Genomic DNA, 12,607 nt, shown 5'->3' with positions numbered 1-12,607 from the left:
GCTCGGGGACGCGGGGTTGGGGATCCGGCTGGGCTGTGGTGCGGATTTCGCCGGGGGCGTCGGTCGGGGAGGCGTTGGCGGTGTCGGCTCTGGCTTCGGCGGTGCCTGCGTCGGGGCGATCGGCTTCCACGACGGGAGATATTCGTTTCTGCGCGGCCTCGCCGCGGTCCGTCGTAGGCCTGCCTACAGGGCGCAACGCGGCCAGACGGCTGCCCTCGGTCGTCTCCTGCTCGCCGCCCGCCGGCGGCTCCGGCTGCCTGCGCGGCGTGAACCAGCCGCCCCCCTCGCCGCTGCCCCCTGAAGTGCCGTTGTCGGCCGACGTGGTGGTCGGAGCGTCCATGGTGTGCCTCGCCTCGAACATCTTTCGGTCGGTCTGCGCACTTCCTCGATCGGAAGACGCCTGCTTTCCCCCGCAGACGGCTTGTTTTTCCGTTCTGTCCCGCCAGCCAATTCGGGCACATTCAAACCCAAATTCCCGCCCCCTACGGACAAGTAAGGCAAGAATGTGACAATGGCCGCACTACCGCCATCGCAGCGTCCCACCCTTCGCCAACACCCTGGCCGCATTACGGAGAATGCGGGTCTTCGATCTCTCCGTCCCGTTAGGCTGCGTTGACCTGCGCTCGTTCCTTGCGGGACGTGCACGCGAGACGCGCACACATCGCACCGGAACCGGAGTCGACCCTACCGGTCCCGGTCCGCCGCACAAGTCCCCAGTTCCTTGCGCCCAAAATTGCGCGGGGGTGAACCATCAATTCCTTCAATTACCTGGAATGCCGGACCAGTCGATAGGCATCCACCAGATCGCGCCCCACATACGAGTGCGTGGCCAAACCCGTTCAGATGCTGATCCGCATTGACGGCGACGGATCTCCACGGGCGCCGAGCTGCCATGCGGCAACGCCCCGTTCAGATCGAAGAGATGACGTCTCGCTGTGTACGCCGAGGCTAGTACGTGGAGTTACTCCCGCTGTCAGACGTCCTCGCAGCTCCCGCCCGGCACGGTGTTTCACGTGAAACTAACCCGCCCCGCACGCCGGGCCACCCTCGTTGTCCATGTAGCCGTCTCCGCATGCTGGCTCGGGCTCACGCTCGGCCTGCTCGCGCTTGGAATCACCGCGACCACCACCGGTTCCGCAGTGACCGTGGAGGCTTCCGTCCGCGCCATGAAGCTCTTCGCCGACTGGCTCCTGCTCCCCCTCGCGTTCCTTACGTTCCTCAGCGGTCTGGTGCTGTCCCTGGGCACTCCGTGGGGCCTGGCGAAGCACCGATGGGTCTACACGAAGTTCTGGCTGACTCTGGCCACGATGACCGCCACGGTCTTCGCGCTGCGTCCCGGGGTCAACTCCGCCGTCGCCGCCGTCTCCGCGGGCAGCTCTCTGCCCGATGTCAGCGAGGTACTGGCCGGGCCGATCGTGTCGCTCTCCGCCTATGTCTTCATGACGGTGATTTCGGTCCTCAAGCCCTGGGGACCAACTCGGCGTGGTCAAAATCTGCGCATGGCTGCCCGGAAATCGGTGGACGCCGAGCGCGCCCGTCAGACAGCCTGACCAGCGTGCCGACTCCTTCCCTCGCCGCCTTGTCCATCCGCCGCCTGACGCCCCGTGACCTCGCCGCCTGCGCCGACTTGTCCGAGAACCGGGGCTGGCCCCGTGAAGAGCACAAGTGGAGTCTGCTTCTGGCGGCGGGCAAGGGTTACGGCATCGACGACCCGGACGGTGGTCTCGTCAGCGCCTGCGTCGTGACCTCGTACGGACCGCGAGAGCGTCCCGATCTGGCCGCGATCGGCATGGTGCTGGTCGCCCAACGACACACACGGCAAGGCGTCGGCCGCCGCCTGATGCATCATGTCGTCGCGGAACAGGGCACCACCCCGCTGACCCTGCATGCGACGCCGTACGGCCGCCCCCTCTACGAGGAGTTGGGCTTCAAGACCACCGGCCGGGCCGAGATGGTCCGCGGGCACTTCACGCCCAGCGGTCCTGAGCCGGAGGCCACCACGCGTACGGCCACGGCCGCGGATCTTCCCGCAATCCTCCGGCTCGACCAGGAGGTCTTCGGTACCGACCGCACGCACGTGATCACGCGACTGCCGGCCTTCGCCGACCAACTTCGCGTCGCCGAGAAAAACGGTCATATCTCCGGGTACGCGGCCGCCTGGCCCAATATGGACAACCATGTCGTCGGCCCGTTGATCGCCCAGGACACAGAGACGGCGAAGGCGCTCATCGCCTCACTGGCCGCCCACACCTCCCACGTACTGCGCACGGATATCGACGTACGGCACGAGGAACTGCTGGCGTGGGTCAAGGCACACGGCCTTGCCTCTGCCGGCTTCAACGCGGTTATGACGTACGGCATCCCGGAGCTCCCCGGCGACTGGACACGCCGGTTCGCTCCGCTGACGGTGGCGGCGGGCTGAGTCGCCCCTGCAAGAGACCGCCCAGGCCACCGATCAGCGGTGGACGGCCCCACCCCCGCCCGCCTGGGACACGCCTGCGCAGGACATGCCCGCATAGGCTGCCCCCATGGGAGACCTCGAGATACGGCCCGCTGTTACGGACGACATCCCGGTCATCGTGGCCATGCTCGCCGACGACCCGCTGGGCGCCCAGCGCGAGTCACCGGACGACCTGGACCCGTACCTGACCGCACTGTACCGCCTGAGCGGTGACCCGAACCAGCACTTGGTCGTCGCCGTACGCGAAGGCCGCGTCGTCGGCACTCTCCAACTCACGATCGTTCCCGGCCTGTCCCGTAAAGGAGCGACCCGCTCGATCATCGAAGGCGTTCGCGTTCACGCCGACGAGCGCGGCAGCGGCCTGGGTTCCCGGCTCATCGAATGGGCCGTCGACCAATCCCGTTGCAAGGGCTGCCAGTTGGTCCAGCTGACCTCCGACGCCACCCGCACCGACGCCCACCGGTTCTACGAACGACTCGGCTTCACGGCCTCCCACGTGGGGTTCAAGCTTCCTCTCTGAGGCGGTGTATGCATCCCGCCGCGGCGTCGTGTTTCACGTGAAACACGACGCCTCCCCGTGTGGAACGCTCTCGGCCGGGACGCCCTTGTCGCGCGCCATGCTGCTCGTCCGATGCTGCGGCTACCGAACCCCGCGCCACCCCTCCGGATCCACCCCGCCCGGCACCGGCGCCCCCTCGTCGTACGGCTGCCGCGTGAAGACGAACGACCCCAGGTCCAGATGACTCACCGACCCGTCAGGGCGCCGTACGGCCCGCAGCAGTTCCCCCGCGTAGTAGCCGTCGAGCCCTGTCCACGTCCCGTCGCCATTGGCCCGGAAGCGCGAGCGACGGCCATTGCCGGACAAGGGTCCGAGCGAGACGCCTCCATCGGCGGTGAGACGCAGTGCCGAAGCCTGCGTGCCCCAGTACCACGGCCCCGCCAACTCCAGTACGGATGTGTCGACTTCCGGCAACGGCCGCCACGGCTCGGGGACCCGGGGTTCGGCCTCGGCGACGATGCGTACGAGGTCCGCGGCAACCGTCATCACCAATGGGCCCGAGGTGCAGTTGGCGAGCACGACTGAGGCCAGATCGTCCTCGACGCTGATCACGAGACCGGCGAGGAAGCCCGGCAGGGACCCCGAATGCCCCACAAGGATCCGCCCGTCCCGGTGCAGAATCTGCATGCCGAGGCCATAGGCCGTACCTGCCGCCACCTCATCGGCCTCAGGCGGCGCCGCGGGCGTACGCATCTCCTGCACCGACCGCGCACTCAGCACACGATCGTCCCCCTCGGCCAGGAAGGCGGCGAAGTGCGCCAGATCGCCTGTGGTCGACCAGAGCTGACCGGCCGGCGCCATCCGCCCAAGGTCCTCGGCGGGCTCCGGCAGCATCGCATCGGCCCAGGGATGCACGGCCCAGCCGCCTGCGTGCGGTTCTTGTGGGCGGCTGCTCGTGCGGTGCAGTCCCAAAGGTTCGAGGACCTCACGACGCAGGACCTCCTCCCAAGGGGCGCCCCTCAGCTCCTCGACCAACGCGCCCAGCAATGTATAGCCGGGGTTCGAGTAATGGTGCCGCCTCCCCACAGGATGCCGGTGCGGCTGTTCACCCAGCACATCGGCGAGCTCCGGGCGCAGCGAACCCGGCGTACGCTCCCACCAGGGCGCAGGCGACTCGGCCGCCAACCCGCCCGTATGCGCGAGCAGTTGGGCGATCGTCGCCTCCCCCGCTCCGGTGTCCGGCAGATACTTCTCCAGCGGATCGCCGAGGTCCAGCACTCCCTCATCCCGCAACCGCATCACCAGCACCGCGGTGAACGTCTTGGTGATCGACCCGATCCGGTACTGCACGTTCTCGTCCGGCCCATGCCCGTCCACCGAGGTACGCGCCCCGTGCCACACCGCCTCCCCGCCCCGCACGACCACCGCCACCATCGACGGCGCCCGTCCCTCGGCCTGCGCGGTGGCAATACGGTGCAGCAGGGCACGGCGAGTTCCGAGCAGCAGCTCTTCCTGAGATGTCGTCATGAGCCCAGTCCACCTGGCCGGTGGCCCGGCGTCGAGCGTCGGCAGAGCATGGCCGGTTCAAAAGCAATACGCAGCAATGGTGTAGGTTCTCAGCCGCTATGTCATGTGGCGACGCGGTGACCTGGACGTTTTCAGGCTGTGTCACGTCGCGTCGCCTGCCTGCTGTCTCAGCCTCGTGTCATTTCCTCAAGCGGGTGCCAACGGCCGCCGGCTCATCACTGCTGGTCCGTGCCGTCTGCCGTGTGGGGAAGCAAGGGAAACAGTCGGCTGATGAGGGCCACCGGCCGGGCGCCGTCGGGCCGGGCCAGGGGGCGTTGTTCGCGGTCCTGGTAGGGCGCGAGCGCCCGTCGGATCACGTTCGCGACCCGGCTCATCTCTTCGGGTGTCAGGTAGGCAACGGCGCTGAAGGCTTCGTCATGGCGCCATTCTGCGGGCACTTCATCTCGCTGGGTCAGCCATCGCTGCCAGCTCTCGTCCTCCAGCCCGCGGGCCAAGTCGCCGAACTGCTCCTCCGTAGGCCCGTCGGCAGCGGGGGTGTGCTGCCTCAGACGCCAGGGACGTGCGCGGCCCCCGCCGTGGGGGGCCTCTTCGATGTATCCGTGGCGTGCGAGCTGCCGTAGATGGAACGAGCAGAGGCCGGAGCTGTAGCCCAGCCGGGAGGCGGCTTCGGTCGCCGTGACGGTGCCGACTTCGGCGAGCAGGTCCAGCAATGCTGTTCGGACTTCGTGCTCGCGCAATTCTTCGCCGGTGCCGGCTGCCTGGTCGTCTGGGGTGTTGACGTCATCTTCAGTCACTTTGCAAAGTCTGCTACTTTGCAAATAGCTTGGCAACAGTAGTCCTGCTGAAGGCATCAGCTGCGGTGACCTCCGCGGCATCTGTGGCGTGCGCAAAAGGGAGACAGTCATGTCTGTTCGTCACGAGCGGTCCCGTTCCGTCGACCGCCGAGTCCGTGTGCAAGGCCGCCCGGTGGACGCCTATCCGGCTCTGCCACCGGAGGCGAGACGGGGTTCGGTTCGCAGGGTCACGGTGGTGGGTGAGGAGGTGCTGAGCCGTCCGTGCCGGGAGGTGACCGAGTTCGGGACTCCGGAGTTGTCGGCGTTAATCGACGACATGTTCCTGACGATGTATGTCGCCGACGGTGCCGGCCTAGCCGCCAACCAGGTAGCCGTCGACCTGCGGCTGTTCGTGTATGACTGCCCGGACGACTACGGGATCCGGCATGTCGGTCACATCATCAACCCCGTCCTGGACCTGCCCGATCCAGGTAGCCGCCGACTCGTTGACGAATTCGAGGGCTGCCTGTCCGTGCCCGGTGCCGCCATGGCGGTTCCTCGCACCGATCGTGCCGTAGCTCGCGGGTTCGACAAGGACAGCAAGCCTCTCGTCATCGAGGGGATGGGTTACTTCGCCCGGTGTCTGCAGCATGAGACCGATCACCTCGTCGGCCACACGTATCTTGATCGGCTCTCCAAGCGGGACCGCAAGGATGCATTGCGGCAGATGGAAGACCGCCGTGAGGACGTCTTCGCGCAACGCGCAATCAAGGCTGCCAGTTTGGGCCGGTGAGACGCTCGGTGGCAGCGGCCACCTTCCTGCCGAAGGGTGTGGGCCGCATCCTGCGGCCCCGTTCAGCACGTTCGATCAGAGGTCGGCCGAGGTCCCTTTCGAGCCGGTTGATCTGCGTTGTCAATGTCGATTGGTGAATGCCGAGAGAGCGGGCGGCTTCGGTGACGGTGGGGTAGAGCAGGGTGGCAGCGAAGCGTTCGAGTCGCTGCCAAGCATTTGGGCCGGTCAAAGCCTCATGCAGGATTTCGGGGGCATCTGCGGCCTGGTCGGGGGTGCGGAGGGCAGTGTGGTGGCTGGCTCCGCCGCGAGGCCGGAGAGGGATGTTGTGAGTGTGGGCCCAGCGGGCCATGTTCGCGGGGCTCATGCCTTTCTCCTGGGCGAGGTCGGACAGGGTCCGGCGGTGAACGACGTACTGCTCGATGAGCCAGTCGCTGTCGATGGTTCCGCGCCGTTTGTAGTCCTGTGGACCGTCACGCAGCGAAATGCCGTACTCCCGGGCGAGGTCGGTCAGCACCCGGCGGGAGAAGCCGGTGTGGTCGGCGATCTGCTGGAGTGAGCGATGTTCGTCGAGGTCGAGACGGGTGAAGGTCTCATTCGGTATTTCCTGACGGGCTCTGAAGCGGACATGTCCCGTGGCTCTGGCAGCGTTCTTTGTCGGTGGTAGTGGGGGTGCCGGTTGTTCGTCCAGGGCCAGTCGGACGGCTTCGATGCTGGTGCCGAGGGTCTGGGCCGCGTGGCGGACGGGGTTTTTGCGCTGTCGGACGAGTTGGTGCAGGTGTGTGATGTCGATGAGTGCTGGGTCGGGGCCGGGCAGATCGAGACCGTCCATCAGGGAGGTGGGTGGCTGCCAGGTCACTGGCTCGTCGTGGATGTTCTGTCCGGCGAGGAATGCCTCGGCTTCCCTGTTCAGCTCGTGGGCCAGTCGGGGTGTCTGCAAGGCTGCGAAACGGACGGCCTCGGCCCGGAAGACAGGCTCGTCGAGGCGATGGTGGCCGGGGGCGGTTTCGGCGGGCAGTCCGCTGACGCGCTGGAAGAGCAAGCTGCGGACGAGGAGTTCACGGCGCCCGTTGCCTAGGATCGTGCCAGTGCGGCGCAGAGGGTCTGTCGTGCGGTAGCAGATCGGAGTAGTCCAGGCGGCGGCGCCGCTGGTAGTCGATGGGGACACCGGCGGTGTCGAGGTGGTCGGCGAGTCGGGCGAGAGCTGTGATTGTGTCGGTCCAGTGGTCCTGGTCATCGAGTCGTTGCAGGATTCGGGAGATGTCGATGCCGTCGGTGACCCCGCTCAGGTGCCGGGCAGCGTCTTCGAGACTGACCCTGCCGTCGATGATCAGCAGACAGGCGGCCATCACGGGAGCGAGGATGCGCGGGTAGGTGCCGCCGTCGGGAGTGAGCCGGACGGTCCACGACGGCCAGAACATGCTGGGGATCTTCCGTGCTCGTCGTGCGATGTCCCGGTCCGTCTTCGCCGGTCGTCTGGGCATGGTGGATGGTGTCCGGCAACGCAGCATTTCGCTGGGCCGCAGCGAGGGAGCAAGTGCTGCTAGGTGCACCGCGTTCAGCACTGTGCTCAGTCCGCTTCCCCAGCTGTCGATGCTGGTGACGCTGATCTGCCCGAGTTCGTCGCGCATCGCTTCGACCAGTTCACGCATCCGCTCTCCCGCCTGGTGGGTGTCGGGCTGTTCCAGGACGTGCAGCGCGATGGTCACCGCGACGGCCGCGCTAACCGCCCGGGGCGGGGCCATGAACCCGGGTCGTTCCGCAGCACGCATGGCGAGCCGGGATCGGCGGCGAAGTACTCCTGCGTGATGTCGGGTGGGAGCAGGCTTTTGATGTTCTGTTCGGGAAGGTCGGTGAGCACGCGGCCGGCGATTGCCCGGATGTCCGTCAGCGCCTTCGCGGTCGGCTGCGGGCTGGGTGTGTAGGCGCCGAAGGCGGCGGTACCGGCATCGATGACGTCCAGCAGCCGCTCCTGGGCCGACAGCACGGAGTGCCCGGCAGGAAGCTGGAGCGTACGGGTCTGTGTCAGATCGAATCCGCAGCCTCCGGAAGGAGGACGTCCCGGCCTCGCAGAGAGGGCGCCGCAAAGAGCCGGATGAGGGACGACCCGTCCGGACCGGGGCCGCTGTCTGGAGATACGCCCGCAGGCAGGACAGCAGTCCGCCAGCAATCGCCGGTGGAGCGGGCAGGCGAAAGACCAGCCCAGACGCCAGGCGAGTTGCCAGCGGCCGCCGCAGGCGGCGAGGCAGTCCGGGCAGAACTACGCCACGGCGCCGCCTGCGACAGCTCAGAGATGTCCGCCGTCCCCCACGCACGGTTCTCCTCTACAGCCCCGTCGATGTGACGGTAACTCACCGTCACATGCTCGATTGACCCGACCTCCACGATCCACTCCCTGCTGGGCGATCACCCCGGCCTTGATGAGGGTCGCACGGGCGTCTGGGCGTACGGGAGGAACCAAAAGGGCGTCACTCGATCGAGCGACGCCCCTCACGTGCAATTCTCCGGTCCGTGTCAGAACTGCCGCCGTCATGACATTGCGGCGGAGAAAATGACACCGAACCAGAGAACCTACATGGCCGAAGGCTCAGGCCTGCATATCCACAAAGCGCGAGTAGTGGCCCTGGAAGGCGACCGTGATCGTCGCCGTCGGACCGTTGCGATGCTTGCCGACGATAATGTCCGCCTCACCGGCGCGTGGCGACTCCTTCTCGTACGCATCCTCGCGGTGCAGCAGGATCACCATGTCCGCGTCCTGCTCGATCGACCCGGACTCACGCAGGTCGGAGACCATGGGTTTCTTGTCCGTACGCTGCTCGGGGCCACGGTTCAGCTGCGACAGCGCGATGACCGGCAGCTCCAGCTCCTTGGCCAGAAGCTTCAAGTTCCGCGACATGTCGGAGACCTCCTGCTGCCGACTCTCAGACCGCTTGGAACCGCCCGACTGCATCAGCTGCAGATAGTCGATGACCACAAGCTTCAGGTCGCTGCGCTGCTTGAGTCGACGGCACTTGGCGCGGATCTCCATCATCGACAGGTTCGGCGAGTCGTCAATGTAGAGGGGAGCGGCCGAAACATCCGGCATCCGGCGCGCGAGGCGGGTCCAGTCCTCGTCCGTCATCGTGCCCGAACGCATGTGATGCAGAGCCACCCGCGCCTCCGCCGACAGCAGACGCATCGCGATCTCATTACGGCCCATTTCGAGCGAAAAGATCACACTCGGCATGTTGTGCTTGATCGAGCAGGTCCGTGCGAAGTCCAGCGCCAGCGTGGACTTACCCATGGCAGGACGCGCGGCGATAATGATCATCTGGCCGGGGTGCAGACCATTCGTAAGCTGGTCGAGATCGGTGAAGCCCGTCGGCACACCGGTCATCTCCCCCGATCGCGAACCGATCGCCTCGATCTCGTCGAGCGCACCCTCCATGATGTCGCCGAGCGGCAGATAGTCCTCCGTGGTGCGCTGCTCGGTCACCGCGTAGATCTCTGCCTGGGCGCTGTTGACGATCTCGTCTACGTCACCGTCGGCCGCGTACCCCATCTGCGTGATGCGCGTGCCAGCCTCCACCAGACGGCGCAGCACCGCACGTTCGTGGACGATCTCCGCGTAGTACTCGGCATTGGCAGCCGTCGGCACCGTCTGAACGAGGCCGTGCAGATACGACACTCCGCCGACCTTGGTGATCTCGCCGCGCTTGGTGAGCTCGGCGGCGATCGTGATCGGGTCGGCCGGCTCACCCTTCGCGTAGAGGTCGAGGATCGCGCTGTAGATCGTCTCGTGCGCCGGCCGGTAGAAGTCATGGCCCTTGAGCAACTCGACGACATCGGCAATGGCGTCCTTGGACAGCAGCATGCCACCGAGGACAGACTGCTCGGCGTCCAGATCCTGGGGCGGCACACGCTCGAAGGACGAACCTCCGCCGTCCCAGACGCCGTTGTCCCGCCCGCGATCGTGTTGCTCGTCGCGCCCCCGGCCACCATCACGCCGACGGGAGGCGGGCAGACGATCACTGGGACCGCTGTCGGCCCACGGGTCGTCCAAGGGCTCGGAAATACTCACCGAGCCACCTCCTCCCGTCCGCCGAGCGGACCTAGCCGTGCCTCATCTTTCTACGGCACGGCACTGACAAATGAGAGACCCAACTCCGGTTCTCACTCGTCGCTTTTGCGAGGTTTCCGAGGACGGAAGAGGAGCGGGGCGCCGGACCACGTTAGGCCTGCGGGCACCGTCCGCCAATCTGGTTATCCACAGGCCATGTGGACGACCGCCCTGATGCTGTGGAGAACCTCGCAAAACCTGTGCACGACCCGGTGGACAGACCTGTGAACAAGCCTTGACCTCCTCCTTCGAACCCTCCTTGACCTGCGCATATCCCGTCCACCGGCTGTGCAGGAGAAAAACTTCCACAACAAGACCAAGATCGTTACGAACACCTCGCAACGGCACTTCACACAGGAAGTGAAGTAAGGGTCCATAGCGCATTGCATCTCTTACCTGTGGAAGATTAGATTGATGTGCATGACACAGGCCTCAGCGGAGCCCAAGGCTGCCCGGCGTCGGCACGACCGAGAGATCGTAGCGCTGGCCGTCCCGGCCTTCGGCGCGCTCGTCGTCGAGCCCCTCTTCCTCATGGCCGACAGCGCCATCGTCGGCCACCTCGGCACTCCGCAACTCGCCGGTCTCGGTGTGGCCTCCGCCCTTCTCACCACAGCCGTCAGCATCTTTGTATTCCTGGCGTACGCCACCACAGCCGCCGTCGCGCGCCGCGTGGGCGCGGGGGATCTGCAAGCAGCGATCCGTCAGGGCATGGACGGCATCTGGCTCGCGCTGCTGCTGGGGGCAGCCATCATCGCCATCGTCGCGCCGACGGCCCCCGCCATGGTGGAACTCTTCGGCGCCTCGGACACCGCCGCCCCCTACGCCACCACGTACCTGCGGATCTCTGCGCTCGGCATCCCCGCGATGCTCGTCGTCCTCGCCGCCACTGGAGTCCTCCGCGGCCTGCAGGACACAAAGACACCGCTGTACGTCGCCGTTGCGGGCTTTATTGCCAACGGAGCCCTCAACGTCGGCCTCGTCTACGGCGCAGACCTCGGCATCGCCGGCTCTGCCTGGGGCACCGTCATCGCCCAGTGCGGTATGGCCGTGGTGTATCTCGCCGTCGTCGTCCGCGGAGCACGAAAGCACGGCGCCTCACTGCGTCCGGATGCCGCCGGGATACGCGCCTGCGCTCAGGCCGGAGCGCCTCTGCTGATACGTACGCTTTCGCTGCGGGCCATCCTGATGATCACAACCGGTGTGGCGGCCCGGCTTGGCGACGCGGACATCGCCGCGCATCAGATCATCCTGGGGCTGTGGAATCTGCTCGCCTTCGCCCTGGACGCGATCGCCATCGCCGGTCAGGCGATCATCGGCCGCTACCTCGGCGCCGGTGACTCCCAACGTGCCCGCGAGGCCTGCCGCCGCATGGTGGAGTGGGGCATCGCGGTCGGCGTCGTACTCGGTGTGCTGGTGATCGTCACCCGGCCGCTCTTCGTCCCGCTGTTCACCAGTGACTCGATGGTCAAGGACGCGGCACTGCCAGCTCTCATCGTGGTGGCCCTCTCCCAGCCGGTCTGCGGCATCGTCTACGTACTCGACGGCGTCCTGATGGGCGCCGGGGACGGCCCTTACTTGGCACGGGCGATGCTCGTGACGCTCGCCATCTTCACGCCCGTCGCCCTGCTCGTACCTGTTGTCGGCGGCGGCCTGACGGCGCTGTGGGGAGCGATGACCCTGATGATGGCCCTGCGAATGCTGACCCTGTGGCTGCGCTCCCGCTCGGGTCGCTGGATCGTCACGGGCGCCACGCGCTGAGCGAAGCCGACCCTGCACCTGGTAAGCAGGATCGCTACCCAGCTCGCTCGGTTTCACGTGAAACGGCGGACCAACTCGGGGACCGATGCACGCCGTTTCACGTGAAACATGCTCTCCATGTTCCCGCCAACAACACGCCGACCGCCAAGAGACCGCGCCGATCGGCGAAGGGGGGCAAGCATGTGGGGCCGCACCTCGAAAGGCACGGCCCCACAGTGCTTCAGCGAGCGCAACACTCAGGCAGCGACGACCTCGATGTTGACCTTGGCGGCAACTTCGGGGTGCAGACGCACGGACGTCTCGTGGGCGCCCAGCGTCTTGATCGGCGCGCCCAGCTCGATACGGCGCTTGTCGACTTCGGGGCCACCGGAAGCCTTGATCGCCGAGGCGATATCGGCCGGAGTGACAGAACCGAAGAGCCGACCGGCGTCGCCCGAGCGGACGGCCAGGCGAACCTTGACGCCCTCGAGACGGGCCTTGATCTCGTTGGCCTGCTCGATGGTCTGGATCTCATGGATCTTGCGAGCACGACGGATCTGCTCGACGTCTTTCTCGCCGCCCTTGGTCCAGCGGATCGCGAAGTTCCGCGGGATCAGGTAGTTGCGAGCGTAACCGTCCTTGACGTCAACGACGTCGCCCGCGGCGCCGAGGCCGGAGACCTCGTGGGTGAGGATGATCTTCATGTGTCGGTCACCCTTCC

Annotated in this window: 13 protein-coding genes and 1 pseudogene; 6 read left to right on the top strand and 8 right to left on the bottom strand. The window is 66.6% G+C overall.

The features are described from left to right. Window positions 1-340: pseudogene (locus G6048_RS50080) on the bottom strand (globin domain-containing protein); the annotation flags it as partial. A gap of 673 nt (window positions 341-1,013) precedes the next feature. Between G6048_RS50080 and G6048_RS30265 the strand changes: the two are divergent. The 3 genes from G6048_RS30265 to G6048_RS30255 all read left to right on the top strand — a co-directional run bounded on the left by G6048_RS30265 (window position 1,014) and on the right by G6048_RS30255 (window position 2,981). After that, the gene (locus G6048_RS30265; protein WP_328827386.1) at window positions 1,014-1,550 is read left to right on the top strand and encodes a DUF2269 domain-containing protein; all 537 of its coding nucleotides are present in this window, start codon (window positions 1,014-1,016) and stop codon (window positions 1,548-1,550) included. Window positions 1,551-1,555: 5 nt separating this feature from the next. Continuing rightward, window positions 1,556-2,422, top strand: coding sequence for a GNAT family N-acetyltransferase (locus G6048_RS30260; RefSeq protein WP_165342786.1), 867 nt, complete (start codon window positions 1,556-1,558; stop codon window positions 2,420-2,422). 106 nt (window positions 2,423-2,528) lie between these two features. Further along, the gene (locus tag G6048_RS30255; RefSeq protein WP_165342785.1) at window positions 2,529-2,981 is read left to right on the top strand and encodes a GNAT family N-acetyltransferase; all 453 of its coding nucleotides are present in this window, start codon (window positions 2,529-2,531) and stop codon (window positions 2,979-2,981) included. A gap of 120 nt (window positions 2,982-3,101) precedes the next feature. Here the strand turns inward: G6048_RS30255 and G6048_RS30250 are convergent, their stop codons facing one another. Continuing rightward, window positions 3,102-4,487 (bottom strand): serine hydrolase domain-containing protein, encoded by a 1,386-nt coding sequence (locus G6048_RS30250; protein ID WP_165342784.1) that lies wholly within the window; start codon window positions 4,485-4,487, stop codon window positions 3,102-3,104. 215 nt (window positions 4,488-4,702) lie between these two features. Then, a complete protein-coding gene (locus G6048_RS30245; protein WP_165342783.1) occupies window positions 4,703-5,281 on the bottom strand; it encodes a winged helix-turn-helix domain-containing protein in 579 nt (192 codons plus the stop codon). 109 nt (window positions 5,282-5,390) lie between these two features. Here G6048_RS30245 and def point away from each other — a divergent pair, with 109 nt between their 5' ends. Then, the gene (gene def, locus G6048_RS30240) at window positions 5,391-6,053 is read left to right on the top strand and encodes a peptide deformylase (RefSeq protein ID WP_165342788.1); all 663 of its coding nucleotides are present in this window, start codon (window positions 5,391-5,393) and stop codon (window positions 6,051-6,053) included. Here the strand turns inward: def and G6048_RS50075 are convergent. Beyond that, the gene (locus tag G6048_RS50075; protein ID WP_235990511.1) at window positions 6,028-6,882 is read right to left on the bottom strand and encodes a helix-turn-helix domain-containing protein; all 855 of its coding nucleotides are present in this window, start codon (window positions 6,880-6,882) and stop codon (window positions 6,028-6,030) included. The two genes, def and G6048_RS50075, sit on opposite strands and share 26 nt — an antisense overlap. A gap of 36 nt (window positions 6,883-6,918) precedes the next feature. Here G6048_RS50075 and G6048_RS50070 point away from each other — a divergent pair, with 36 nt between their 5' ends. After that, entirely contained in the window at window positions 6,919-7,128 is a 210-nt protein-coding gene (locus tag G6048_RS50070; protein WP_235990509.1) for a hypothetical protein, read from the top strand. On the opposite strand, the gene G6048_RS50065 is transcribed toward G6048_RS50070, so the two are convergent. From G6048_RS50065 to dnaB, 3 genes are all read right to left on the bottom strand, one after another. Continuing rightward, window positions 7,109-7,759, bottom strand: coding sequence for a hypothetical protein (locus G6048_RS50065; RefSeq protein WP_235990508.1), 651 nt, complete (start codon window positions 7,757-7,759; stop codon window positions 7,109-7,111). The two genes, G6048_RS50070 and G6048_RS50065, sit on opposite strands and share 20 nt — an antisense overlap. After that, on the bottom strand, window positions 7,756-8,037 hold the full coding sequence (locus G6048_RS50060; RefSeq protein ID WP_235990507.1) for a hypothetical protein: 282 nt from the start codon (window positions 8,035-8,037) through the stop codon (window positions 7,756-7,758). The genes G6048_RS50065 and G6048_RS50060 overlap by 4 nt, the downstream gene beginning before the upstream one ends. Before the next feature lie 600 nt (window positions 8,038-8,637). Beyond that, the gene (gene dnaB, locus G6048_RS30230) at window positions 8,638-10,110 is read right to left on the bottom strand and encodes a replicative DNA helicase (protein ID WP_033321282.1); all 1,473 of its coding nucleotides are present in this window, start codon (window positions 10,108-10,110) and stop codon (window positions 8,638-8,640) included. Between the two features lie 426 nt (window positions 10,111-10,536). Here dnaB and G6048_RS30225 point away from each other — a divergent pair, with 426 nt between their 5' ends. Beyond that, on the top strand, window positions 10,537-11,907 hold the full coding sequence (locus G6048_RS30225) for an MATE family efflux transporter (RefSeq protein ID WP_328827388.1): 1,371 nt from the start codon (window positions 10,537-10,539) through the stop codon (window positions 11,905-11,907). 236 nt (window positions 11,908-12,143) lie between these two features. Here G6048_RS30225 and rplI read toward each other — a convergent pair whose 3' ends face one another. Then, on the bottom strand, window positions 12,144-12,590 hold the full coding sequence (rplI, locus tag G6048_RS30220; protein ID WP_165342781.1) for a 50S ribosomal protein L9: 447 nt from the start codon (window positions 12,588-12,590) through the stop codon (window positions 12,144-12,146). Window positions 12,591-12,607: the final 17 nt, after the last annotated feature.

Source organism: Streptomyces ureilyticus (assembly GCF_011045025.1).
Classification (GTDB): Bacteria; Actinomycetota; Actinomycetes; order Streptomycetales; family Streptomycetaceae; genus Streptomyces; species Streptomyces ureilyticus.
This window is presented reverse-complemented; position numbering and strand designations above follow the sequence as displayed.